Annotated in this window: 19 protein-coding genes and 1 pseudogene; 9 read left to right on the top strand and 11 right to left on the bottom strand. The window is 36.2% G+C overall.

Features of this window, described 5'->3' with window-relative positions:
• Positions 1-183: 183 nt before the first annotated feature.
• Positions 184-461 (top strand): annotated as a pseudogene (locus ACFINO_RS00535) (Arm DNA-binding domain-containing protein); the annotation flags it as partial.
• A gap of 1528 nt (positions 462-1989) precedes the next feature.
• On the opposite strand, the gene ACFINO_RS00530 reads toward ACFINO_RS00535, so the two are convergent.
• Positions 1990-3756, bottom strand: a complete 1767-nt coding sequence (locus ACFINO_RS00530) for an ABC transporter ATP-binding protein (protein ID WP_375654765.1) — start codon at positions 3754-3756, stop codon at positions 1990-1992.
• Positions 3757-4353: 597 nt separating this feature from the next.
• Positions 4354-4872, bottom strand: coding sequence for a translation initiation factor IF-3 (infC, locus tag ACFINO_RS00525; protein ID WP_375617486.1), 519 nt, complete (start codon positions 4870-4872; stop codon positions 4354-4356).
• Between the two features lie 196 nt (positions 4873-5068).
• On the opposite strand from infC, the gene ACFINO_RS00520 reads away from it, so the two are divergent.
• The 3 genes from ACFINO_RS00520 (at position 5069) to dapE (ending at position 8021) form a co-directional block, all read left to right on the top strand.
• On the top strand, positions 5069-5848 hold the full coding sequence (locus ACFINO_RS00520; RefSeq protein WP_375612802.1) for an alpha/beta hydrolase: 780 nt from the start codon (positions 5069-5071) through the stop codon (positions 5846-5848).
• Positions 5849-5879: 31 nt separating this feature from the next.
• Complete coding sequence (locus ACFINO_RS00515) at positions 5880-6626, top strand: M48 family metallopeptidase (protein ID WP_375611379.1); 747 nt, start codon at positions 5880-5882, stop codon at positions 6624-6626.
• Positions 6627-6848: 222 nt separating this feature from the next.
• A complete protein-coding gene (gene dapE, locus ACFINO_RS00510) occupies positions 6849-8021 on the top strand; it encodes a succinyl-diaminopimelate desuccinylase (RefSeq protein WP_375617489.1) in 1173 nt (390 codons plus the stop codon).
• Between the two features lie 1624 nt (positions 8022-9645).
• Here the strand turns inward: dapE and hemW are convergent.
• Together hemW and rdgB are read right to left on the bottom strand one after the other, a co-directional pair.
• Positions 9646-10845 (bottom strand): radical SAM family heme chaperone HemW, encoded by a 1200-nt coding sequence (hemW, locus tag ACFINO_RS00505; protein ID WP_375633670.1) that lies wholly within the window; start codon positions 10843-10845, stop codon positions 9646-9648.
• Complete coding sequence (gene rdgB, locus ACFINO_RS00500) at positions 10842-11489, bottom strand: RdgB/HAM1 family non-canonical purine NTP pyrophosphatase (RefSeq protein ID WP_375654762.1); 648 nt, start codon at positions 11487-11489, stop codon at positions 10842-10844. The genes hemW and rdgB overlap by 4 nt, the downstream gene beginning before the upstream one ends.
• Positions 11490-12003: 514 nt before the next feature.
• Between rdgB and hrcA the strand changes: the two genes are divergently transcribed.
• Both hrcA and grpE read left to right on the top strand, forming a co-directional pair.
• Positions 12004-13074: a heat-inducible transcriptional repressor HrcA gene (gene hrcA / locus ACFINO_RS00495; RefSeq protein ID WP_375633672.1), complete on the top strand. Its 1071-nt coding sequence runs from the start codon at positions 12004-12006 to the stop codon at positions 13072-13074.
• A gap of 124 nt (positions 13075-13198) precedes the next feature.
• A complete protein-coding gene (gene grpE, locus ACFINO_RS00490; RefSeq protein ID WP_375633673.1) occupies positions 13199-13861 on the top strand; it encodes a nucleotide exchange factor GrpE in 663 nt (220 codons plus the stop codon).
• Positions 13862-13967: 106 nt separating this feature from the next.
• Here grpE and thpR read toward each other — a convergent pair whose 3' ends face one another.
• The 6 genes from thpR to ACFINO_RS00460 form a co-directional block, all read right to left on the bottom strand.
• A complete protein-coding gene (gene thpR, locus ACFINO_RS00485; RefSeq protein ID WP_375633674.1) occupies positions 13968-14507 on the bottom strand; it encodes an RNA 2',3'-cyclic phosphodiesterase in 540 nt (179 codons plus the stop codon).
• Positions 14508-15132: 625 nt separating this feature from the next.
• A complete protein-coding gene (locus ACFINO_RS00480; RefSeq protein WP_012754483.1) occupies positions 15133-15426 on the bottom strand; it encodes an HPr family phosphocarrier protein in 294 nt (97 codons plus the stop codon).
• 17 nt (positions 15427-15443) lie between these two features.
• Positions 15444-15842, bottom strand: coding sequence for a PTS sugar transporter subunit IIA (locus ACFINO_RS00475; RefSeq protein WP_375606142.1), 399 nt, complete (start codon positions 15840-15842; stop codon positions 15444-15446).
• 136 nt (positions 15843-15978) lie between these two features.
• A complete protein-coding gene (locus ACFINO_RS00470; protein ID WP_375612806.1) occupies positions 15979-16443 on the bottom strand; it encodes an HPr kinase/phosphatase C-terminal domain-containing protein in 465 nt (154 codons plus the stop codon).
• 23 nt (positions 16444-16466) lie between these two features.
• On the bottom strand, positions 16467-18251 hold the full coding sequence (locus tag ACFINO_RS00465) for a stimulus-sensing domain-containing protein (RefSeq protein ID WP_375636362.1): 1785 nt from the start codon (positions 18249-18251) through the stop codon (positions 16467-16469).
• 39 nt (positions 18252-18290) lie between these two features.
• Positions 18291-19013, bottom strand: a complete 723-nt coding sequence (locus ACFINO_RS00460) for a response regulator transcription factor (RefSeq protein ID WP_005774392.1) — start codon at positions 19011-19013, stop codon at positions 18291-18293.
• A 386-nt stretch (positions 19014-19399) separates the two neighbouring features.
• On the opposite strand from ACFINO_RS00460, the gene lysM reads away from it, so the two are divergent.
• Entirely contained in the window at positions 19400-19855 is a 456-nt protein-coding gene (gene lysM, locus ACFINO_RS00455; RefSeq protein WP_375606145.1) for a peptidoglycan-binding protein LysM, read from the top strand.
• 110 nt (positions 19856-19965) lie between these two features.
• Here lysM and ACFINO_RS00450 read toward each other — a convergent pair whose 3' ends face one another.
• Complete coding sequence (locus ACFINO_RS00450; RefSeq protein ID WP_375633676.1) at positions 19966-20520, bottom strand: copper chaperone PCu(A)C; 555 nt, start codon at positions 20518-20520, stop codon at positions 19966-19968.
• A 959-nt stretch (positions 20521-21479) separates the two neighbouring features.
• Between ACFINO_RS00450 and dnaK the strand changes: the two genes are divergently transcribed.
• Positions 21480-23372 carry a molecular chaperone DnaK gene (gene dnaK / locus ACFINO_RS00445; RefSeq protein WP_273790233.1) on the top strand — a complete coding sequence of 631 codons (1893 nt, stop codon included), beginning with the start codon at positions 21480-21482 and terminating at the stop codon, positions 23370-23372.
• A gap of 158 nt (positions 23373-23530) precedes the next feature.
• Positions 23531-24673 carry a molecular chaperone DnaJ gene (dnaJ, locus tag ACFINO_RS00440; RefSeq protein WP_375611466.1) on the top strand — a complete coding sequence of 381 codons (1143 nt, stop codon included), beginning with the start codon at positions 23531-23533 and terminating at the stop codon, positions 24671-24673.
• Positions 24674-26091 lie beyond the last annotated feature (1418 nt).

Here is a 26091-nt window from a genome sequence, read left to right as displayed (position 1 = left end):
AGTGTGTGCAATATATTGATTTATAAAGATAATTTATTGTTATTCAACTTGAATTAGAACTTTGAATATTATATGATTCTCTCATTACTAATCTCTTTCGTATTGAATCAATCAAAACCATTCGGCTTGCATGCTACAAGCGGAGAATCCTGTGTGGATAAAACTATTAAGAAATGACTAAAAATGCCTCTTATGAATCATCTCGAGAACTAAGAGCTGTCGCAACATTAGGGACTGGCGGAATAGTGTGAATGGTGCCGGCTTGTTACTCCATAAGCGTAAAGATAGGGCAGCTTAATGGATTTATCATTATACAATTCACGGACGTTATCGCGAAATGGGCTTGGGGAAGACTTTGAGAGAGGTTTCTTTAAAACAAGCACGTGAATTTGCAACACAATGGCATTCTGTTTTTATGTGAAGGACATGATTCCATTAAAGAACGTGATAAACAAAAGCGTTAAGCGGAGAATTCATAAGACATCGATTTTATTGTCAAACGCATTTAAAGCAATATTTTTTAATAATAAAAATTACCTATTATTTTAGATTTTTGTTTATTGTGTCTTGAATGAGATCACTTTTCTTATCACGAATAGCTCCGCGAACAGAATACTCCAAAATATAACATTATTGTATTGCAAGTTTATGTATTTGTTTTAAAGCAACATTTCTCAGTGTGCGCTTGAGTCTATTTCATAAGATTGCTTGTGAAATGGTATAAAGTACCTCTTATGAATGGTATAAAATCCACACTACCGTTATTAATAAAGGTATAAGTATTTACTAAAGCTATAAGCCGGCATTATCATTCTATTTTTCAGCTTCTCATGTTGCTGACAATCTTTTCACTTGAAAGTGTAGAGGTATTTTTATTGCTTATCTTAAGAGTTTTTATGCATATACCAATATCTCTTATGACGTACAACAAGCGCTTTTGATTGATTCATCATAAATATAAAGAAAATTTGCAATAAGCAAATTACATCTTATCTTTTGTTTAAGATATAAAATAACAAATTATTATTATAAATCAAAGTATTAAAATGTATATTAAAAGATATTTTTGTAAAAATATTTATCAGAGTTATATGTCGTATTTTTCTATTTTAGCGGTTAAAAGAAAGAGGAATGTCATTTTGCTTTTCATCTGTTTTTTTGCATATTGAAATTATAGCCTTATATAAGCACTAACGTTGTGCATTTATAAACTCTTCAAGCAGTTAAAGTATTGGAGGAATATCATTTTAGTTTCTAAATGTAGAAAAAACAGCAAAGCTTGCTTTAAAGCAAGCTACAACAGTAAAAAAGTTTTATAATAAAACCTCTCTTATTTTTTCAATGTTTTTCTTTTAAACGGAGTGTATCTATAATTTGCAACACAATTTATAATTGTTAGCTTATTCTGTTGTACCATAAAAGACCGACATTTGAGGTGTGGTGATATAAGGTATGTAAGCCTTTTTGACACAGTATTCTGAAAGCACGTGGTGAATATTTAGGGTAAGCCTTGTATAAGTGAATCACATAAGTTGTTATCAAGTGGAATGAGCTCAATAAAAATCTAGATTGTTTACAGATCAGATTGGGTAGAGTCTTTGTCCTTTAAAAGTTGTGTGGAGAAAAGAATTATCAGTGCAGGGATAAACACGGATAAAGGTTGTATTGATCCAGATTCATTATCATCCGCGATAATTTTTTCAAACCTTGATGCTCTCTCTTTCAGGATTCACAACACTTATGAATGTTTCAACACTTATTTTAGGAAGGGAAGGGGTTTTTGAAATTTCATGGTTAAAGTCAATTGCATTCAACAAAATAGCGAGTAAAGTTTTCATTTAAATCCAAGAAGTTTATTTTAAATAAACCATAAATTCTTCGCAAACTTTGATTAAAGTAATGCTTTTTCTTGGTAACAAGTCTTTTTTATAAATGGAGCATTACCTTCTATCCATTTTTTATTTCAAATTTTATTTAAGGATCTAGAAATTAGGAGGTATGTTTTTTGAACTGGATATTATGAAGTTTTTTATAAAACCCATGTTCTTTTGCTAGCAATTCTTTTTGAGTACCTTGTTCAATTAGTTGTCCATTTTGTATGACCACAATTTTATGAGCACGAGCAATCGTTGAAAGGCGATGAGCAATAATGATCGTTGTGCGTCCTTTAGTAAGGTGATGAATAGCTTCATTAATTTGTGCTTCGGTGTGTGAATCGAGCGCACTCGTTGCTTCATCAAGAATCAGAATTTCACTATCGTGAATCATTGCTCTAGCGATAGCGAGTCGTTGTTTTTGCCCCCCTGAAAGATTACAGCCATTATCACCTATCTGTGTATCATAACCATTTGGCAAACTCATAATAAAGTCATGAACATTTGCTGCTTTTGCTGCTTCGATAATTTCGTCATCACTAGCTCCTTCTTTTCCAAGTCCGATATTATATTTAACAGTTCCTTGAAAGAGAAAAGTATCCTGTCCTACATAGGCCATCAGGTTTCTCAGAGAGCGAAATGTTGTGTAGCGAATGTCTTGATCATTAATCAATATGCGTCCTTTTGTGGGGTCATAGAGGCGCATAATAAGGTTGATAAGGGTTGATTTTCCCGAACCGGATGGTCCCACCAATGCTGTCATTTTTCCGGCTTCTATTTCTAGGTTGATGTCTTTCAATATCATTTTGTTATTAGTGTATGCAAAAGAAACATGTTCGAAACGAATAGTTCCTTGCGTTTTATTCAGATCTTTAGCTTCTTTATGTTCTACAACTGTAAGGGGACAATCGAGTATTTCAAACATCGTACGGATATTGACCAAGCCAGATTCAATTTTAACACGTACATTTGCTAGTCTTTTTGCGGGTTCATAAGCTAAAAGTAAAGCAACAATAAAGGACATAAATTCACCTTGAACACCTGCGCGTTGGGTTGCAAGATAACCGGAAAAACAAATAATACCTGCAATGGCAACACCCGTGAGTGTTTCCATAATTGGATTGGTAATAGCTTCGAGTGTTGCAATACTGTTTGTTTGTTTTTCAACATCACAAATGGCTTTGTCCATCCGTTTTTTCATGACTTCTTCTAGTGAAAAGGCCTTGATGATTCGAATACCAACAGCCGTTTCCTGTACGATTTTGATAATTTCACCAAGTGAAAGGAGCTCTTTTTCCATCAAGCTGCGAACGCGTTTTAAAGCCATTCGAACGCCTAAAAAAGCTAGTGGTCCTACGATTAAAGTAATAGAGATTAACACAAAGTTTTGAATGAACATGACAAGCAACAGACCACTAACGGAAAGTAAATCACGTACAAAAGTTGTGATAATAGTATCAATTATATTACGTACGGCTGTCGCATTATGAGTTACACGAACAAGAAGATCAGATGAAGTGTTATTATGATAAAAAGAGACTCCTTGTTCCATAAGTCGTGCAAAAATTTTACGCTGTTGTTCAGCAATAATACTATTGCCTGCTTTGTTTAGAAAGTAAGTTTGGAAAAAAGTTGCAACTCCTTTGAGAATAAAGATAAAAGCAATGAAGCTAGAAATCAAAACAATCATAGGAAAATTTTGTGCATCAATAATCTGATTAACAACATCCCGCATAATCCATGCACTGGTTGCTGTGGTACAAGAAATGATGATCATTGAGAAGATAGCCGCACTATACCAACGCATATGTTTACGAAAATTTTCTCGCAAAAGGCGGATAATAAGATGTTTGTCAAAAGAGGAAATTTGTTTTTTAGCCATGAAGAGCTTCTATATTCTCTCATTATTTTATGCAAGATTGAAACACTCTTAATTAAGAAGCCCCTTAATCTTTTTTACAAAAATAGCTTTTTCTTTCAAGGTTCATCACATCAATTTCACGACGGTGAGAGTGAAGAATGTAGTGCAAAGTTTCTGTGAAAGGTATAACGAAAATTCGTTGTTCATCATTATTTTTAGTTTTCAATAAAAGGTACCGGCGAGTTTCATTATTGTATTTACCAATTTCCATATTGTGATAGTCTTTGGCACTTGAAATAGTTCACAAAAAACATTTCTGCTTTTTTGATAATTTTTATGTATCATCTCCATTTGTGATGTGTAAGCAAACAATTTTGCCGCATTGCATGATACAGAGAGCTTGAAATAAGAAGACCTTACGATGTTTGAGTTTTCTCATTTAATATGCAAAATAATGAATTCTTCTTATAAATCGATCAAGCATTATTAAACTCTTAAAAGGATTTATACACATTTATAAAACCTTAAAAGCACCACAAAAACTCTATGTGGTGCTTCTAAATAATACTATACACATCATTTTGATGAATTGCATGCGAATATTATTCCAATGCAAAACTATTTAGGTGCTATCACCATCATCATTTGCCGGCCTTCAAGCTTTGGCTCCAATTCGATTTTAGCAATTTCACTTGTATCTTCTTTCACACGCTGAAGAAGCTTTAATCCAAGATCTTGGTGAGCCATCTCACGACCACGAAAACGCAAAGTAATCTTTACTTTATCACCATGATCAATAAAGCGATGAACAGCCTTGAGTTTGACTCCATAATCATGGACATCAACATTTGGGCGCATCTTAATCTCTTTGATTTCGATGACTTTTTGCTTCTTACGTGTTTCAGCAGCTTTTTTTTGGGTTTGATATTTTAATTTTCCCAAATCGATGATTTTACATACAGGTGGCTCCGCATTTGGTACAATTTCAACCAAATCAAGTCCCGCATCTGCAGCCATAGCAAGAGCTTCTTGTATCGAAACAACTCCCTGATGTTGTCCCTCATCATTGATAAGCTGAACATGAGGTACCCGAATATCCTGATTTGAACGTGGTCCGTCTTTTTGGGTAGGTGTCATTTTAAACGGTTTACGAATGGTTTATGCTCCTTAAATTTTGATTCAACTACAGTTAATTTAATATACAATTATGTACCTAAAAACAACTATAATTCGTGTTATTTTCATTATTTGATTTATTACTTTTTGGAATGATTTAGATTATAAAAGTTTTTCTCTTAATTTAAAGAAATTGTTTTATGGAGGATAAAGAATCATGGATCAAAATATTCCTTGTCAGTTTTTTTCATTTGAGAACACCGCACTTGCAGTACGCTATCGCAAGGGGCGCCAATCTCCAGGTTTGGTTTGGCTTCCTGGCTATCAATCCGATATGTTAGGAAGTAAGGCAACGTTAGTTGATCAGTTTGCTCAGAAGAATGATTTGTCTTGTTTACGTTTTGATTATTCTGGACATGGAGAATCTGAAGGTGATTTTTTTCAAGGAACAATTTCGCGTTGGGTTAAGGAAAGTTTAGCGACTTTTGAAACCTATTGTGAGGGTCCACAAATTTTGATTGGTTCCTCTATGGGGGGGTGGATTGCGCTAAGGCTTGCAATGATGCTAGCACAGAAAAATAAGAAGCTTGCTGGCATGATATTGATTGCTCCAGCACCTGATTTTACACAAACATTGGTGGAACCAAAATTAGGCCCAGAAGAATGGAAGATTTTGGAGGAGAAAGGCTATATTGAACGACCTGCAGTTGATGATACAGAGCCAATGCCCTTTACAAAAACATTGATTGAAGATGGGCGCGAAAATTGTGTTATGAAAGGATGCATTGATGTTGGGTGTCCAGTCCATATTCTACAAGGGATGGAAGATGAAGATATTCCCTATCAGCATACATTGACTTTACTTGATCATTTACCTCTCCATGATGTAACATTGACACTTGTTCGTGATGCAGATCATCGCTTTTCTCGTCCACAAGATTTAGATTGCCTTGAAACAGTATTGAGATCTTTTATTAATCAGATTAATGCAAAGTAAGGGGTACATTTATTGATGAAGATAAAAATATATGAGCATTTCTAAACAGCATTTTATTTTTTCTGAGCGCTCTGTACCTGTACGGGTGCGGGAAAATAAGTATGCGCGCCGTCTTACCTTACGTATTGATGCCAGAAGTCAGGAGATTTGTGTAACAACACCACCAGCAATAAATCTCTATGCGGTTGAAAATTTTATTGAAAAGCATCGATCTTGGATTGAGGCACGTCTTGCTCATGTACAAATCTCTCATAAAAATGCTTATCTCAAAGAGGGGGCGACAATTCCCTTATTGGGTGTTTCTCATACCATAAAACATAGAGAGGGACGTGGAGTAACAGAAATCATTACAGCAGATGCGGAGCAAGGGCCTGAAATTATTGTTTATGGTCAATTAGAATATCTTCCAAGACGCATTGCTGACGTTTTAAAAAAACAAGCGGCGCTTATTATAACGCCTTTGGTGGCACATTATGCTCATCAGGTAGAGCGTAAAGTCAAATCCATTTGTTATAAAGATACGAGAAGTCGTTGGGGCTCTTGTTCAATAGATAAGCGTCTTTCTTTTTCTTGGCGCCTTATTATGGCGCCAAAAGAAGTTGTGGAATATGTTGTTGCCCATGAAGTTGCTCATCTTGTTGAAATGAATCATGGGCCAAGATTTTGGGCTCTTTGTGAAGAGCTATGTCCTGATAGTAAAACATATCGTGCTTGGTTGAAAGAAAATGCTCCTAGACTGCATGCAATTAATTTTGATTCATATAATTTAGAGGCGTAAAAAACTTTCAAATGAAGGCAATATTTAACGGAACTTTTTGTTGAGTGTTTTGTTGTGTGTGTGCTTGCTCATGTATAATGAGGAAGCCATTGAAGCTCTCAGCACGATTGTTCTCCCCTGCTTGGTTTGCTGAGTGTCTTCAATGTTTTTACTTTATCTTTTTTGTAATTCAGCGTAATAACCCTAAGTTCCGATGACTTATAAAAAATGGGAAGGTTTTTTATGTCTGTTCTTACAGATCCACTTCAGCTATTACAGGCACTTATTCGTTGTCCTTCTGTTACACCTCATGAAGCAGGGGCGTTATCAACTTTGGAACAATTTTTGAAAAAAATGGGATTTCATGTCGAGCGCCCTATTTTTACGGATAAAAATACAGACAATGTTGAAAATCTTTATGCAAAAATGGGAAGTGAAGGACCCCATCTTATGTTTGCGGGTCATACGGATGTCGTACCGCCAGGTGCATTGGAAGATTGGACTTATCCACCTTTTGAAGCTGTCATAGATCAAGGAAAATTATATGGGCGGGGTGCTGTTGATATGAAGGGTGGAATCGCTTGTTTTATTGCGGCTCTAGCGCGAGTTTTTGAGAAACGACCCATTAAAGGAAGGGTAAGCCTTTTAATTACTGGTGATGAAGAGGGGCCTGCTGTTAATGGTACGGTAAAACTTCTCAAATGGGCAGAAAAAAAAGGTGAAAAATGGACTGCGGCTCTTGTGGGGGAACCAACAAGCGTAAAGACTGTTGGTGATATTATCAAAATTGGTCGCCGCGGATCGATTTCTGGTATTATTACCGTGAAGGGTTGCCAAGGTCATGTTGCTTTTCCAGAGCGGGCTGCTAATCCCTTGCCTTTGGCAAGTAAGCTTATTCAAGCATTGACACAAACTGCTTTAGATAAAGGGACAGAGAATTTTCAACCTAGTAATCTAGAGCTAACAAGCATCGATACCGGTAATTTAACAGTCAATATTATCCCAGCGCAGACAACAGTTCGTTTTAATATACGCTACAATGATCTTTGGACAAAAGAAACACTGGTGGAGGAAATTGAAAAGCGTCTTGCTTTGGTGCAATCAAAAAACAATGGTAACCAATATCCCTCTTATCAGCTTGAATGGATTCCAAGTTTAGGGGATGTTTTTTTAACCAAAAATGATAAACTTATTCAAACTTTATCCAATGCTATTAAAAGTGTAACAGGGAATATACCAGAATGTTCCACTTCAGGTGGTAGTTCGGATGCGCGATTTATTAAGGATTATTGCCCAGTGGTTGAATTCGGCTTACCAGGGCAAACGATGCATATGGTAGATGAGTGTGTGTCCCTTGATGCAGTGGAAACGCTTACTACTATTTATGAGCGTTTTATTATTGATTTTTTTTCATAAAGAAAAGATTGCTGGTTCAAAAATACTTTTATCTTGTTGTGCCATAAGATATTACCATTTAAGGTATGGTGATACGAGTTCCGTAAAACTTAATATATTAAGTGGTTTTAGAGTAAGTGATGAATATTCTTAAGTTGGGATTCTTGTCTGTAGAATCTTTAGTTAATTGAATTACATAATTGGAAAGCCAAAAGAGGACTGCTTGAAGAAGCAGAACTATTTAGACCATATTAGATTGAAAATATTCGTTCTTTAAGGTGTAGAAAGGCAGTGCAATCATATATGGAAAACAATGAATATTATATCATCATTGTGTAGTGACAGGTTGAAGCCATGAAGACACACAAAAACATGTTGCTATTGTAAAAAGTTTGTACAACATAAATGCGCTCATTCACAGCTCATGTTTTAATATGGTTTCTGAGCTCTCACAAAAGGTACCTCTTATTTCAATTAGACTCTCTTAGAATAAAGACTATAGGAAAAGCGCTTTAAGTTTATTTTATTTCATATATTTTGCTCTGCTTTTTTTGTCCCCAAGAACTTCCGTTGCAATATCATTACGAGATAGAAGGTGAGCTTATTTAATCAGCTTTAATATTGGTTATGATAAAGGTACACAGAAATTCTTTTGTAGCATCACGTTGACTTCTTTAGCCAAGGATTGTCCTAGTATTATTCTCAATTTTTTAATAAAATAACCTTAAAGGACGCGTATAGATACTCATAAGCATGTACGCATACAAGTGAAATTATATGGGATTAATGTCATTTCGCTCGCTAACAAAGCAATCTCGATTCATATTTGGTATATTTGCCATTTGAGTGCATTATTTGTGTAATAAAGCTCATGATGTTGCTGTTATCTATAAATCAACACCAATCATACAGCCGCGTATCTCAAATAAATATTGGTTCAGTATTTTTTGCGACAACAGCTTTTATATGCCAGAATAGGATAAAAGTATTGTGTATATCTATTTTTTATAATCTCTGAAACAGACATACAACCACAACCTGATTGAGGGAAAATATAAAAGGTATAAAGGTGAAAATCAGCGTGCTTTTTTACTCTCCTTTTTTATTCGGCTTTACGGTTTTCAAAAGTAACTAGAGTAATATCTTTTTAAATAATCAGAGACTGATGCATGGCTTCATGCTTATTTCTCTGGTTCTTTAAATGGTGCCACGATTTCATAAAGAACAATACATTATCGTATTATGCATTCACATACTTGTTTTAAAGAAATTTTCTCAATGTTTATCACATTTATGCCACTACGGTGCTTATGAATAGTGTAGTATAAAATTTTCCGTGAAGCGTATAAAGTCTACAGTGCCTCCTCATCTTTATGTTTATGAAAAATAAAGTTAGAGCACCATACATTTTCTAGCTCAAAATATTGCAATAGCTTTTAGCATTTAAGAGTGTTCATCAGAGGCCTTTTTACTCCTTTTTATAGTTTTTATCCACATGCTTCTCCCTTTTTAAGGTGTAAGCAAATGGCGGTAACTAGCTTGCTATAAATAGTTTTGAAATGAGAGAATCTCACGATATTCTAATCTCACCTTTGCTGTGAAAAATGATAATTATGATTAAAATAAGTATGTTGTTATAAAAACTTTAGTTTGCGAGTTGGCTGATGATGTGATCAAGAACAATACGTCCTTTGGTTGTTGCTTTTAAGCGTTGGTTATCCACCATTTCTATCAATTCTTGGTGTTGTAAATCGATCAGTTTTTCCATTGGAATGCGTTTAGGGCTTAAGGTTTCATAGCGTATAAGTTCTAAGCCTTCGCAAAGGCGTAATCCCATAAGGAGCATTTCATTTGCCTGTTGTTCAGTGGTTAAATGTTCTGTTTCAATACAGCCATGTCCTGTTGTTTCTACCAAATTAAGCCACTGTTCGGGATGCTTTTCATTTATTGTGACATAACGTTCGCGGTTTTCAAGGTGTGATGACAATGTTTTTGAACAGAAATAGGAATGATTCGGTGTATGCTCAATGAAACGTCCATGTGCTCCTGGACCAAAGCCTGCATATTGGTGATAACGCCAATAAAGAAGATTGTGTGCTGATTCGGCACCGGGCATTGCATGGTTTGAGATTTCATAGGCAGGAAGTCCATTTAGTGCCGTTATTTCTTGAGTAAGATGATACAGATCTGTTGCTAGCTCTGATGGGGGAAGGATAAGTCTTCCTGCATCATGAAGCCGTTTAAAGGCAGTTCCTTCTTCGATTGTCAATTGATAAAGAGAAAGATGGTCCGCTGCTAAATCAATTGCTTGTACAAGTTCAGATTTCCATTGTTCAAGGGTTTGTTCGGGACGGGCATAAATGAGATCAAAGGATAAACGTGGAAAAATTTTCCGTGCTAAAGTAATGGCGCAAAGAGCTTGTTCCACATTATGGAGTCGGCCAAGTTTGCGCAATGCTTTATCATTGAGCGCTTGTATTCCTAGAGATAAGCGATTAACACCTGCCGCACGGTATCCACGAAAGCGCTCTGCTTCCACACTGGATGGATTGGCTTCTAATGTAATTTCAACTTTATCATCGACTACCCATTTTTTTGCAAGTGCTTGCAATAGGGCATCGACAGTCTGTGGCTCCATAAGAGAAGGGGTTCCTCCACCAATAAAAATACTTGTAATATGGCGTGGGCCTATTTTGTGGTATTGCGTTTCTATTTCGCGCTTAAAGGCGGTGACAAAACGTGGTTGATCAACACCATGGATGCGAACATGCGAATTAAAGTCACAATAAGGACATTTAGCTGCACAAAAGGGCCAATGAATGTAAATGCCGAAAGGTTCATTCATGAGAATGCTAAAAGGTTTTCTGCCAAAAGTTTGAAAGCACGTGCGCGATGCGAAAGAGGGGGAAGATCATTACGTTTCCAGTTGTGTTTTTGCTCTGTTGACATTTCTCCAAAGGTATTTTCATATCCATCGGGTAAAAAAATAGGATCAAAACCAAAGCCTTTGTCTCCCCGTGGAGGCCAAATGAACGTTCCTTCAACGCATCCGCGGAAGTAATCTGCATGAGCATCAGGCCATGCAATGCAAATGATGGATATAAAACGGCATTTCCGTTGACTTTTTTCTCGTGCTCCGACTTTTTGGAGTTCATTTTCTATTTTTTTCATAGCTTTTGGAAAATTACGTGTACCATCGGCTTGAATTGCCCAATCAGCGGTATAAACGCCTGGCGCACCCTCCAATGCATCTACCTCTAAGCCTGAATCATCAGAGAGTGCAGGAAGTCCTGTTTTTTTTGCTGCTGAAAAAGCTTTAATATAAGCATTTTCTTCAAATGTTTTTCCCGTTTCTTTTGGTTCTGGCAAGCCCAGTTCTTTTGCCGATTGTATTATTAAACCGAAAGGCGTAATTAAAGTAGTGATTTCATGCAATTTTCCGGTGTTATTTGTAGCAATGACAAGTTTTTTATCTGCTATGCTTCTCATATAGATTTCTCCAAAAATGAAAGGGGAATTATTTTTGTGCTAAAAACCGGTTTAAATGCTCATACACACACATTCTGCTTGATTTTACATGATATGATTATTTTACACGTTTTATGATATTTTATTCCAATAAAAATTTTTATCTTGCACGAAGATAATCTTGCAAAGATAAGAAAGACATGTCTTTTTTATGATAGCATTTTATGGTAAATTTCCAATTTTCTGCTTGCTCTAAAGGGTGAAATTTTCTATTTACAGCGGTTTTTAATCAATCTAGATTTTCTTGACAAGTCCCTACAGCAGACCACTTTACAGATCAACTCTTAATCTTAAATATTTCTCACACACTCTAACAAAAAATATTTCCCGCGTAATTTATCAAGCATCACTCTGAAAGGTAGCATTTTACAGCTCAATAGGATAATATGTTTTTATACTACTTTAGACTATTTGACCAAACCTTGGCAAAACTTATATAAGAGATGAGGATTTTAGAAGTAGTGAAACAATTGTGATGAAGCACAAAACTATTGATAATGAACTAAAATATCTTGATGAACGTTCGCGTGATATTTTTCGCCATATTGTTGAAGCTTATCTTAATGATGGTGAACCTGTAGGATCACGTAATCTTTCGCGGCTTTTACAACAGACATTATCGCCTGCGACGATTCGCAATGTGATGAGTGATCTTGAACATCTCGGTTTGATTTATGCACCACATGTTTCTGCGGGTCGAATGCCAACACAATCAGGTTTACGCTTTTTTGTTGATGCATTTATGGAAGCGGGTGATTTGCCAAACGAAGAGCGAGAAAATATTGAAATGCAAGTCAAAGAGGCTGGTCATGCACAATCGGTTGAACATTTTCTTGTTCAAGCAAGCCGAGTTCTTTCAGATCTTTCACGTGGGGCAGGGCTTGTTTTAGCAACAAAACAAGAAGGAACATTGAAACATATTGAATTTGTGCGCCTTGATAGGGAGCACGCTCTTGCCGTTTTGGTGACTCAACAAGGTGAAGTTGAAAATCGTATTGTTCATTTACCAGAAGGGGTTACTCATGCACAATTGACGGAAGCAATGAATTTTCTCAATGCCCATATCCAAGGGCGTACATTGAGTGAAGCTAAAGGGGAAATTGCCCGCTTATGCGCAGAAACACGGGCTGCACTTGATGATTTATCGCATCATCTTGTTGAAACGGGATTAGCTCTTTGGGGAGGAGAAGGTGCTGATCATAAAATACACCTCATTGTTCGCGGGCGTAGCAATTTACTTGAAGATGTGAAAGCAGAAGAAGATTTAGAACGATTACGCCATTTGTTTGATGATCTTGAAACGCGTGAGAGTATGGCACAGCTTCTCGATTTAACGGATGAAGGTTCTGGGGTTAGAATTTTTATTGGTTCAGAAAATAAGTTATTTTCACTTTCTGGTTCTTCTTTAGTTGTAGCACCTTATCGTGATTCACAACAAAGAGTCATTGGTGCTTTAGGTGTTATTGGTCCTACACGGCTTAATTATGCAAGGATCGTGCCCATGGTTGATTATACAGCTCAACTTGTGTCACAGTTATTGCGTTAAAACGATGCAAGTAAGTATTTGTACTATAAAAGCTCATTGTATTATATACATCGATACCCCTTGATTTTTGTCTGTAGAATTTCGATATCGAGAATAACGAATCTTATGAAGGAATAAAATTTTTATGTCTGATGAAAAAAACAAATTTACTGACGCTTCATTTGAAAATTGTGATTTAAAAAATCCAGCTGATCGTAATACACTTAAACAGGCAGCCGATGAATTTTTAAAAACACATAAAACAGAGGAACACGAAGTCGTTGAAACAGAAAGCAATGAGATTAGTGATCTTTTAGCCTCTTTGCAGGATGAAAATAAAGAATTGAAAGATCAACTTTTACGTCTTGTTGCAGATATGGAAAATCTTCGACGCCGTACTATGCGAGATGTGGCGGATGCAAAGGCTTATTCCATTGCTAATTTTGCACGGGATATGTTATCGGTTTCTGACAATCTCAATCGTGCTTTGGAAGCTATTCCAGAAGGTGCACGGGAGAGTGATGCTGGTTTGAAATCATTGGCAGAAGGCGTTGAAATGACTGAACGTGCCATGATGGCAGCATTAGAACGTCATGGGGTGCAAAAAATTCATCCAGAGGGGCAAAAATTTGATCCTCACTTTCATCAAGCGATGTTTGAAATTCCCAATGCTGATGTTCCAGATAATACTGTTCAACAAGTGGTTCAGGCAGGTTATATTATCGGGGAAAGGGTGCTGCGTCCAGCTATAGTGGGTGTAGCTAAAGGAGGAGCAAAAGAAGCTTCTGTTGAAGCTGATTCGGATTAAAACACATCAATAATAAATCTCTAACATAAAATGCAGTATTCCCTGCAATCACACATATATGAAGTCTTTTCTTAAAGGGGTTTTAAAGGGTGTTATAAACACCCTTTTATCTTTGAAGCGCCCAACTTCCTTTTACAATATAGGGAGCCTTATTTAAGGGAGAGGCCGATAACAATAAAACAAAATGATCAACCTCAAAAGGAGGAACAAAAAAATCATCTTGAAAAGATAGATAATAAGAAAGATCTTTAAGATTAATATCAAATATTCGTGCAAGAGTGATATGCGGAATAAATAGTCTTTTATCAGGCTTTAACTCTAATTTATTCCGGATATATTGCGTCTTTTCATGTAAAAGAATAAGCTTTTCACAAGGTTCAATGCGAACCACAAGAGAATGAGGAGCATTTTCTGAACCAAAAACTTCAAAACCTTTTATCTGTAGCGTAAAAGAAGGAAGTTCTATAGTGTTAAAGGTATGCATAATTTCATCTGCTAAGGAGCTTTCAACTTCGCCAAAAAAAGATAAGGTGACATGAAAATTTTGCGGGTTGATCCATTGCGCTTTTGGTAAGCCATTTTGCAATGATACGAGGGCTTTTGTTGTTTGTTGAGGAATCTGAAGAGCACTAAATAGACGACCCATGATATTATCTCCTTATAATGAAAGATGCTATCTCAAGCGCAATATAGATAATAAGGGCGGGGCACGTATCACAGAAAACAAGGCAATAGTATAGAAAAAGAATGTCTAAAAAATGCTTACTATAATTATGAGCGTACAAAGCTTATTCGTTTTAAGAAATGGTTATGACATTGATAAGAATTGCGTTTTCAGGATCTGTATCACAATGATGTGCAATGGAAGATTACTTGTGTATTATAAAGGCTACAAAGTTAGCAGAAAATAAGAAAAGTTGATAGATTTTTGATGTGCGAAATTATTTTGACGTTTATCTTTAGTCTAAAATAAAGCATACTTTAATACAAGGTGAAGAGTTCTCTTTTCTGTAAAAATTTAATTATATGATTAAATCGGGGAATAGCCATAATACGCAAAACTATTCAAATTGGTCAAATAATGTTAGGAAAGGAAGAAAAAAATCGAGCATAACAAAATTACTATAAGCTTTTACATTTATGATAATTATGCCAATCTATAATGGATATGAATATTGGTATAAAAGCGGGAAGAGAAATTAAAATTCAAAATAATGATGGAAAGTTCCTATTTTCTAAGAATCATCATCCTTGTTTATGATGAAAAAGCACTAGTTTTCCTCTCCAAAGTTGTTATTGATGAGCTTTTCAAGAGCATTAAGAGCATCTGTTGCTTCTGGTCCTGAAACACGAATGGTGAGGTTGCAACCGGATGAAGCCGCTAGCATCATAAGTCCCATAATTGATGATCCGCCAACAATTTTTCCGTCCTTTTCAACTTCAACAGTAACATTAAAATTGTCAACAGTTTGTACAAATTTTGCAGAAGCACGTGCATGCAATCCACGTTTATTACAGATATTGAAATGACGACTTATACATGGGAGGGTATCTTTGGAAAACATTGGTATTTTATTATCCGCTATAAAATTATACTTGGTACATTAATGTATTTACGCCCTGCTTCTTGTGCTATTCTTAACGCGTCTGATAATGAAATATCAGGACATTTGCGAATAGAAATCAGTTTAATAAGCATGGGCAAATTAACACCCGCAATCATTTCAACGCGTCCTTTTTCAATAGCAGGGATAGCTATATTTGATGGTGTTCCACCGAACACATCTGTTAATATGATGACGCCATGATCCGTATCTGTATCGGTTACTGCGGCTATAATATCACCTCGGCGCTGATCTATATCGTCATCGGGATAAACGCATATTGTTGCGAACTTTTCTTGTACTCCAACAACATGTTCCACGGCATGTAAAAATTCGACAGCCAGCTCACCGTGCGTTACAAGCACGAGTCCAATCATTTACGCAAACTCCTGTTAACTAATAAGACCCGACCATAGTTGGTGGGAAAGACATTGTACAAGGCTTTATCTTGCTGCCAAGAAAAATTTGCAAAAAAAAGGCAAAAATTGTGATTTTTTTATCTTTAGAAAAAAATTAGACAGATTTTTGCCATATTTTTCTAAACAAAAATGCTTCAATAGCTTGACAAATGGCTGTACAATCGGCTTCACGAAGAGAGGGAAGTTTTAAAAGAGGAATGTGCAAATTTTCAAATTGAAAAGTTTTATTTGTGGAAAAACGTTCATATTCCGGACCGAGAAAAATAACGCAATCGATAGTTGTGTGCTTTTTAAATTCTATCATATAAAGACCAACGCCACGAATCTCGATGCCACCCTCTAAATTATCGGGAGTGTATCCGTGAAGCTTTCCATTTTCCGCACGCAACATTGTATAATCATCACTGATAAGCTTCGCTTCACGTTTTGACCACTCAGCGCGGTCAAGCAAAGAAAGGGTGATGGTTGATTTTCCTGATCCCGATGGACCTATAATTAACAGCCCCTTGCCGCCCAGTTGAAGGCAATTTGCGTGGAGTATTTCACATTTTGTTTTCATGCCTTTTACTTTGGATAAAAGATTTATTTAGCAAGCGGAAGCATAATAGTAAAACGTGCACCAGTTTTACACTTCCCAAGTGTAGGATCGATAATATTTTCGGCTGTAATTGTCCCATTATGAGCCTCGATGATTTGCCGACTAATAGAAAGGCCAAGTCCAGAGTTTTGTCCAAAAGCGTCTTCATTTGGTCGATCTGTGTAAAAACGTTCAAAAATGCGTTCAATATTTTCTGAACGAATACCTGGGCCATTATCTTCAATGGTTAAAATAAGGGTTGAAGCATGACTTTTCATAGTAATGCAAATTTTGCCACGATTCCGAGGAATAAAAGAACGCGCATTTTCAAGAAGATTTGAAATCACTTGTCCTAAACGAAGTTCATGTCCCAATACAAGATAAGCTTTTCCATGAGGACGTGGGACAATATTAAGGCTTATATCAATAGTTTGCGTATTACGATACACTTCCTGAACAGCATGAACAAGACTTTCCAAAAGCGGTGTCATATCAACAATCTCTGCGGTTTCTCGTGCAAGCTCTGCATCGAGTCGCGATGCATCAGAAATATCTGTAATCAACCGATCAAGGCGGCGCACATCATGTTGAATAATTTCCAGCAATTTCTCTTGTGCTTCTTCATTTTTAGCCAGAGGGAGCGTTTCAACAGCACTGCGTAGAGAGGTGAGAGGATTTTTTAATTCGTGGCTTACATCAGCAGCAAAGCGTTCAATGGCTTCAATACGCATATAAAGGGCATTAGTCATATCACGAATAGAAGTTGAAAGGTGACCAATTTCATCTTCACGCATTGAAAAATCAGGAATTTCTACACGCTGATTATTGCCATTACGCACTCGATTAGCCGAGGCAGATAATTTACTTAATGGATGGGCAATCGTATGGGCCAAAAAGAGAGAAAGAACCAAAAGTACGCTACCTACAACGGCAAAAACTTTAAAGATAACCAGTCTTTCGCCTTTTACAATGTTATCAATATCGGAACCAGTGGTTGAAAGAAGAAGAGCTCCAACCACTGCGCGATAGCGTTGAACAGGAACGGCAACAGAAACAATTAATTGCCCTTGTCTGTTGCGTCTTTTAGCCGTAGCAAGAGATCCGTTTAATGCGCGGTACACTTCTGGATAAGCAATACCACTGGTTTTTGTTTGTTCTCTGTCAAGAGCAATACCTTTGCCATAAAATGCGCTTGAATACCATGAAGTAAGGCGATCCCACATGTTTTGTTCTGTTTTAAGTGGGGGTAAATCATAACTAAAAACTTCTCCACTAGAATAAAGAACGCGCGAATCAAGAAGGAGAGTAGCATCACGATCATAGATACGTGCTCTTGTCGTTTTAGGTGTAATAAGACGCCGTAAAAGAGGGGCAACTTGCTCAGGGTTAATAGGAAAATCCCAAGAATCGGTTGATTGAGGAGCGGGTGTAACGCTTTCACCAGTCTGTAACTCTAAGAGTTTTTGAGGGTCAATGAGGATAGAATTTGTATCTACTGTTGCAGAAGCAGCAATAGCCCCAGCAATAATTTTTCCTTGGGTACATAAACTTTTGATTTTTGCTTCAATTAAACCATCGCGAAATTGGTTAAGGTATAAAATGCCTGTAACTAAAACGGCAAGAGCAGCAATGTTTAATATAACAATGCGACGTGTGAGGCTGGAAAAAAGCAATTGTCTAAAGAGACGTTGTGTTCGAAGATGCAAACGAGCGAACATAAGAAATGGCGTTGAGGATGTACCATTAACGGTTGTTTTTTGTAAAGTTTCCAGTTGAAAATTGTCTGTCATCGATTTGATTGCCATTCAAATTTTTGCGACAAAGTAGTTTTATACCTCGTGGAAACGATAACCTACACCATAAAGTGTTTCAATCATTGCAAAATCATCATCCACTTGTTTAAACTTTTTACGCAGACGTTTAATGTGACTATCAATGGTGCGATCATCTACGTAGACTTGATCACTATAAGCAGCATCCATTAAAGCATCACGACTTTTTACAACTCCTGGTCTTTGTGCTAAGGTTTGCAGAATCAAAAATTCCGTAACGGTTAAAATAACAGGTTTATCTTTCCATGTACAGGTGTGGCGTTCTTGATCCATCACAAGATCTCCGCGTTTGAGAGAAGAGGTGGAAGAAGTTCCTGTAGAAAGCGGTTGGTTACGTGCATTAGAACGGCGTAAAATAGCTTTCACGCGTTCAATAAGAAGACGTTGGGAGAAAGGTTTAGTAATAAAATCATCAGCTCCCATTTTGAGACCAAATAATTCATCAATTTCATCATCTTTAGAGGTAAGAAAAATAACTGGAAGATCAGATTTTTGACGCAAACGACGCAAAAGTTCCATCCCATCCATTCGGGGCATTTTAATATCAAAAATAGCTAAGTGTGGAGGGTGAAGTGTGAGACCCTTGAGTGCAGATGCTCCATCTGTATAGCTTTCAACCCGATATCCTTCTGTCTCAAGCGCAAAAGATAAAGATGTCAAAATATTGCGATCATCATCAACAAGTACAATCGTTTGCGTGATTGTTGGTGTATCTTTCATGGTTTCTTAGACCTTTCTATTGCTGTGGTAGCAAATTACCCACACTTATTTATATGGGAGTTCATATTTTTTTTGCAAAACAAATATGATACAAATTGTAGCAAAGTAAAAAACCTTCTGTCATTACTGTAAAATCTTGTTTTGCTTTCATAATTTATAATGTTTTTACGTCTATTAAGATCCCTTCATTTGAGAGAAAATTTTCATAAAGGCTTTTTTTATCAAGGTTTATTACAAAGTTTATTATTGTATTTGTCTCATAATTGAACAGATGTAGTTTTGATTGTTGAAGTTTAGAAAATCTGCCTATGTGTTTTAAGAGCAAAGAAAAGAATGTGGCAATATATGCACAAAAATTTGTTTCTGCTACACGAAAGGAGGTCGTAATGGGATTTTTTAATTTTATTAAAACTGTAGGGGAAAAATTAGGTATTGGGGACCATGAACCAAAAGAAAAGGATTTTAAGAGAGCATTTGATCATTTTCAACTCGGTACAGAAAAAGTCAATATTCAAGTTGAAGACGGTAAAGCTATTTTAAGCGGTGAAGTTCCAGATAGGGAAACACTTGAAAAAGCACTGCTGGTTGTTGGCAATTCACAAGGTATCTCTTCTGTAGATGTTGATCAATTAAAGGTTATAGATACAACGCCTAGAAAAACTTCTCGCTTTTATGAGGTTAAATCTGGTGATAATCTTTGGAAAATTGCTGAAGAGGTTTATGGAAAAGGGCAAGGTAATAAAAACACATTTATTTTTGAAGCCAATAAGCCAATGCTAAAATCTCCCGATAAAATTTATCCTGGACAAGTTTTACGTATTCCTGAAATTGACCATAGTTAATTCATCAAAGGGGATAATTTTTTACTGATGGCATTAAACAAAAAATAAAGAAGCGTAAAAAATTTCACGCTTCTTCATTTTATAAAGTGTGTATTTATAATAAAAGGAGCTTAGTGAACAGGAGAGGATTTAGAAGGTGATGGTACTTTCATAGCGTTTACAGAGAAATCAACATCAATGGTTCCTGCTTTCTCAAATGTTAATTTTGCGCTAATTTTATCACCTAACTTAAATGGTTGTGAAAGCCCCATGAACATAATATGATCACCGCCAGGCTTAAGCGTGATTTCGCCATTTCCCGGAATTTCAATGCCATTGTGCATTTTTTCCATTTTCATAATATCATTAACGACAGCCATAGAGTGTATCTCTGTTGTTTTTACTCCGTTTGTGGAAATAGAAACCAAACGGTCTGGGGTATTACTGTGATTAATAATGTAGAGATAACCGCTACCAACTCTTATACCTCTAAGTGTTTCGCGTGTCCAAGGATTGAGAATTTCTATGTCGCCAAGTTTATATTGCTGAGCACCTGCTGGCAGGGTTATACCAGCAAAGAGAAGAGCACACACGATATTTATGATAACCTTTTTGTATGGATATTGTGTATGTATTATATTCTTAAAGATGAGATTTGTTATTTTCTTAATAATAGATGTCATCATTGATTTACCCTCCTTCATAAGATTCACACTTTGAATATTTTTTATTTTAGCAGAGCTTTTATTTAAAATAAAAGAAAGAAATGCTAAAATGAAATTGATTTGAATATAAAAATCATAGAATTCTTGAAATTTAAAAGAAGACAGTAAGATTTACAATGACAACACACCTCTTAACGCTTCCGTGTTCATCTCATAAATAGTATTTGCAAATGGTATAAAATCTATGATGCACTACTATTTTACTTAATGAAGATATAATACAGAACAATCATCAACCACTTTACCAATTTTTAATATTATGACAGCTCTTGGCATTTTAAAGCGTTTATACAGAGGTATTTTTAATATTTTCAAAGTTCAAAATTATACAGTTAAGAAAAAACGCTTTAGGTGAATTTAAAGCACAGATTTCAAAAGCCGCAAACAATGAGACCGTTAGAAGGAGAATTTTTGAAAGGAGATCGATAGATAATACCTTTACTGATATGAGCATTAGATATGATGACTATTTTAGTCCAAGGAAAATTTATAATATTTGTGATATAAATTATTCGCCTTTTAAAAAGCTTTTACGTGAGTATGATTTTATCAATGATGAGAAGATCAAGAGCGAGAGTGCAATCATTCTTTTATTTTTTAATTTTTATAGAAAGATATATTTTTTAAGAATCGCAAGAAAAATATATTATACTCTCAAGTCTCTCATAAATATGGTATTTATGGGTCATTAGCGTGCCTATTTTAAAATAAATTTTTTATTTTGGAGATGTTTCTCTCATTATTCTCTTGTAGCAATAAAAGCCTGTTCTTATATACGAGGCAGCAAGGCTTGTTGCGACTTGCAGTTTATTATTATTTATGTTGCTTGAAGCAATATACGGGCTTTAGGTGTTATGAGGAGCTATCTTAAAAAGATGCTTTATGAAGGTTGAGGTAGCTTGCTGAATGGAGATTATAATATGGCAAAAGTAATTGGTATTGATTTGGGGACAACGAACTCTTGTGTGGCTGTTATGGATGGCAAAAACGCAAAAGTTATTGAAAACTCAGAAGGAGCGCGAACAACACCTTCCGTTGTTGCCTTTACTGATGGGGGGGAGCGGCTTGTTGGGCAACCTGCTAAACGGCAGGCGGTGACAAATCCTGAAGGGACAGTTTTTGCAGTTAAACGTTTGATAGGGCGCCGTTTTGATGACCCTATGGTTGAAAAAGATAAAGCGCTTGTTCCTTATAAAATTGTTAAAGGTGACAATGGTGATGCATGGGTTGAAGAGGCGGGAAAGAAATATTCTCCGTCACAAATTTCAGCTATGATTTTGCAAAAGATGAAGGAAACAGCAGAATCTTATCTTGGTGAAAAAGTTGAACAAGCCGTTATTACGGTTCCTGCTTATTTTAATGATGCGCAACGTCAAGCCACGAAAGACGCAGGTAAAATTGCTGGACTTGAAGTTTTACGGATTATTAATGAGCCAACTGCTGCTGCTTTAGCTTATGGTTTGGACAAAAAGGACGGAAAAACAATTGCTGTTTACGACCTTGGTGGTGGTACATTTGATATTTCAGTCCTTGAAATTGGAGATGGGGTTTTTGAGGTTAAGTCAACCAATGGAGATACGTTTTTAGGGGGTGAAGACTTTGACATGCGCTTGGTTGGTTATTTTGCCGATGAATTCAAAAAAGAGCAAGGAATTGATCTGAAGAATGATAAACTCGCTTTACAGCGCTTAAAAGAAGCGGCAGAAAAAGCAAAAATTGAGCTTTCTTCGTCACAGCAAACAGAAATCAATTTACCATTTATCACGGCAGATCAATCAGGTCCCAAGCACTTAACAATGAAATTGACTCGGGCAAAATTTGAATCTCTCGTTGACGATTTAGTGCAGCGTACCATTGAACCTTGTAAAGCTGCGTTGAAAGATGCTGGATTAAAGGCCGGTGAGATTGACGAAGTTGTTTTAGTGGGTGGAATGACACGTATGCCCAAGATTCAGCAAGTTGTGCAGAGCTTCTTTGGTAAGGATCCACACAAAGGCGTTAACCCTGATGAAGTGGTCGCAATGGGTGCTGCCATCCAAGGAGGTGTATTGCAAGGCGATGTCAAAGATGTGTTGTTGCTAGATGTAACACCTTTATCTTTGGGTATTGAAACCTTGGGTGGGGTTTTCACACGCCTTATTGAGCGCAATACCACTATCCCGACGAAAAAATCGCAAGTTTTTTCGACAGCTGATGATAACCAGAGTGCTGTAACGATTCGTGTTTTCCAAGGTGAACGGGAAATGGCAAGTGATAATAAGTTATTGGCTCAATTTGATCTTGTTGGTATTCCTCCAGCACCACGTGGTATACCTCAAATTGAAGTTACTTTTGATATCGATGCGAATGGTATTGTTAATGTTTCGGCCAAAGATAAGGGAACAGGTAAAGAGCATCAAATTCGTATTCAGGCATCAGGTGGTTTAAGTGATGCTGATATTGAAAAAATGGTAAAGGATGCAGAAGAGCACGCGGCTGAGGATAAAAAACGCCGTGAAGGTGTTGAAGCTAGAAATCAAGCGGAGGCTCTTATTCATTCAACTGAAAAGTCGCTCAATGAATATGGCGATAAAGTATCAGCTGAAGAAAAGGGACAGATTGAAACAGCAATATCTGATTTGAAATCTGCGCTTGAAGGCAGTGATACGGAAGAAGTAACAACAAAGATGCAAAAATTAGCAGAAGTCAGTATGAAACTTGGACAGGCTATGTACGAAGCCTCACAAGCAGCGAGCGCTGACACTGAAACAGAGGCAAAGAATGATGATGTTGTTGATGCTGATTTTGAGGAAGTTAATGATAAGAAGAAATAGTGTCAGCATATGTGTTGATTAATTGATAAACCCGGCCTTTGAAATATAAGGCTGGGCTTTATTATTTGAGATAAGTTGCAACTTTGTTGCTAAAAATATAAATTAAAAGCAATATTATCCATAAAGATGGATGACAGAAAAATTATCAGGAATACATGATGAAGGTTGACTATTATGAAATTCTTGGCGTGACTCGCGAATGTGATGATAAAAAGTTGAAATCTGCTTTTCGTAAGTTGGCAATGCAATATCATCCTGATCGCAACGCGGGGGATAAAGAGGCAGAGCGAAAATTCAAAGAAATTGGCGAAGCCTATGAAGTTCTTAAAGATCCCCAGAAGCGTGCTGCTTATGATCGATTTGGCCATGCGGCCTTTGAAAATAGCGGTGGTCAAGGGGGAGCAAATCCCTTTGGTGGTTTTGCTGCTGGTGGTGGATTTGCGGATATTTTCGAAGACTTTTTTGGTGAGATTATGGGAGGGACACACCGTAAGCGTGGTGATAGTCGCGAACGTGGCGCAGATTTGAGTTATAATATGGAAGTGACTTTAGAAGAGGCATTTTCAGGAAAAACTGCAGAAATTAATATTCCCAGTTCCGTTACGTGTGATGTTTGTGAAGGATCAGGAGCGAGAAAAGGCTCTAAGCCGCAAGTTTGTGGAACATGTCATGGATCTGGTCGTGTGCGTGCTGCACAGGGTTTCTTTTCTATTGAGCGGACATGTCCTACATGTCATGGACGTGGTGAAACTATTACGGATCCATGCCCCAAATGTCAGGGGACACGGCGTATAGAGAAAAAACGTTCATTAAGCGTAAATGTTCCAGCTGGTATTGAAGATGGAACGCGTATTCGCCTTTCTGGTGAGGGTGATGCTGGTATTCGTGGTGGGCCCAATGGTGATCTTTATATTTTCCTTTCCATTAAACCGCATGAGTTTTTTCAGCGAGAAGGAGCAGATCTTCACTGTCGCGTTCCTATTTCAATGGTAACAGCTGCTTTAGGAGGAGAGTTTGAAGTTTCCGACCTTGATGGTGTTAAAGCACGCGTTAAGATTCCAGAAGGGACACAAAATGGACGTCAATTCCGCCTTAGAGGCAAAGGTATGCCTATGTTGCGCCGTCAGCAAGCAAGGGGTGATCTTTACATCCATATCACGATTGAGACACCGCAGAAATTAACGCAAGAACAACGTGAATTGTTGCAAAAATTTGAGAAACTCTCAAATCATGAAAATTCACCGCAATCACATGGTTTTTTTTCACGTATGAAAGAATTTTTTGAAAATATTTCTGGTTAAAATATGTGAATGTTCTCAGAATAATTAGAGAGAACTGTGGGAAAGTTATTTTCATTAAGCTTTCTATTGTCTCATTATCTTTGAAAAGCATTTTTTCTTGAAAAGAAAAGAGAGAGATAGCTAATTTAGGATAAACTCCTGCTGTTGATAGTTTTTATATTTCATGAATTTTATGGATAAGTCTTATTTTTGAGTGTCTATAACATTTTAAAAAGGGCTTATCCATATAAGAACGCAATTGAGTGATTGATAATAAATATTGCCAGTGTCATGATAACTGCCTTTATGCATTCAGTATTTTTTGTGTTTATTTTTTCACTCAAAATTTCTTTTTAAAGGCTCTATAATAAAACTATAAAATAGGTAGCGGCTTGCCAAGAAACGCTAAATAAACTGTTAGGCAATGCATCTTTTTCAAATAAAGTATCAACTTCTTATAACCGATTTTATTTTTGGCATTTTTCATAGTTTTAATCACTGCTTCCTTTAAAATAAGGGTTATTTTATTCGGAATAGCTTTTACATGCCTCATCTTAGCTTTTAGCAGTAATCATGTCTGTTTAGATGCGGATTTAGTTTTGTATTTCTGATGTCATAAATAGTTCTTCCAGATAATAAAAAACGCTATAATCAAGTTTATTTTGTTCCAAAGAAATTGTGGAATGAGATAATGTGTGTTGAATGCTAAAGAAGACATAACAAAACAAGTTTTGAGGTATTCGATGTATCTCTCTTGTGGGGAAACAGATTCGATGGAATTCACTTAATTGAATTTATTGGCATAATAAAAAGTTGGTGGGAAGATAGAGGAAGTTACCTTTAAAAAGAAAAAATAAATACAATAAAAAATAGCACAATATGCTTAGAAAACAGCACGATATATTGTTGAAATTGATTAGTGATATGGAAAGGGAAATTTACGAAATGAATCTTTTTTCATAAAATAACATAATTAAAAGAATTAAAAATTCTAAAAAACATTGAATAATTCAAGCATGTATCGCTATGCAGAAAGAAAAACTTAATGACAGATCATGAAAAATGAGAAGTTTTATAAAACCTTACGAAGAGAGTAATCTAAACAATTAAATGCTTTTACGAAGATGCTTCTGAAGAGCTACTCGCAATAAAATCAAAATATATGATAATTTTGCAAAGCCTTTTTTCAATTTTACGATATAAAAAGATAAATTATTATTATAAATCAATTTATTATAATTCTCCATGAGGAGCGTTCAGTTGACATTTCCTCATGTTTAATGATTGAGAAAAAGTCAAATTTTTAAAACCAAAGTTATAGTTTATTGAGATAAGCTATAAAGCGGTTGAGTGATTTCTTATCTTGGGAATATGTTAATTTTATTATGATAAGAAACTTTATTTTTATCTTACAAAATCAATGGTTGTATATATTCCTA

This window comes from Bartonella sp. AA83SXKL, from assembly GCF_042196965.1.
Taxonomy (GTDB): Bacteria; Pseudomonadota; Alphaproteobacteria; order Rhizobiales; family Rhizobiaceae; genus Bartonella.
Note: the sequence above shows the minus strand (reverse complement) of the source record. Positions and strands in the feature narration are given on the sequence as shown.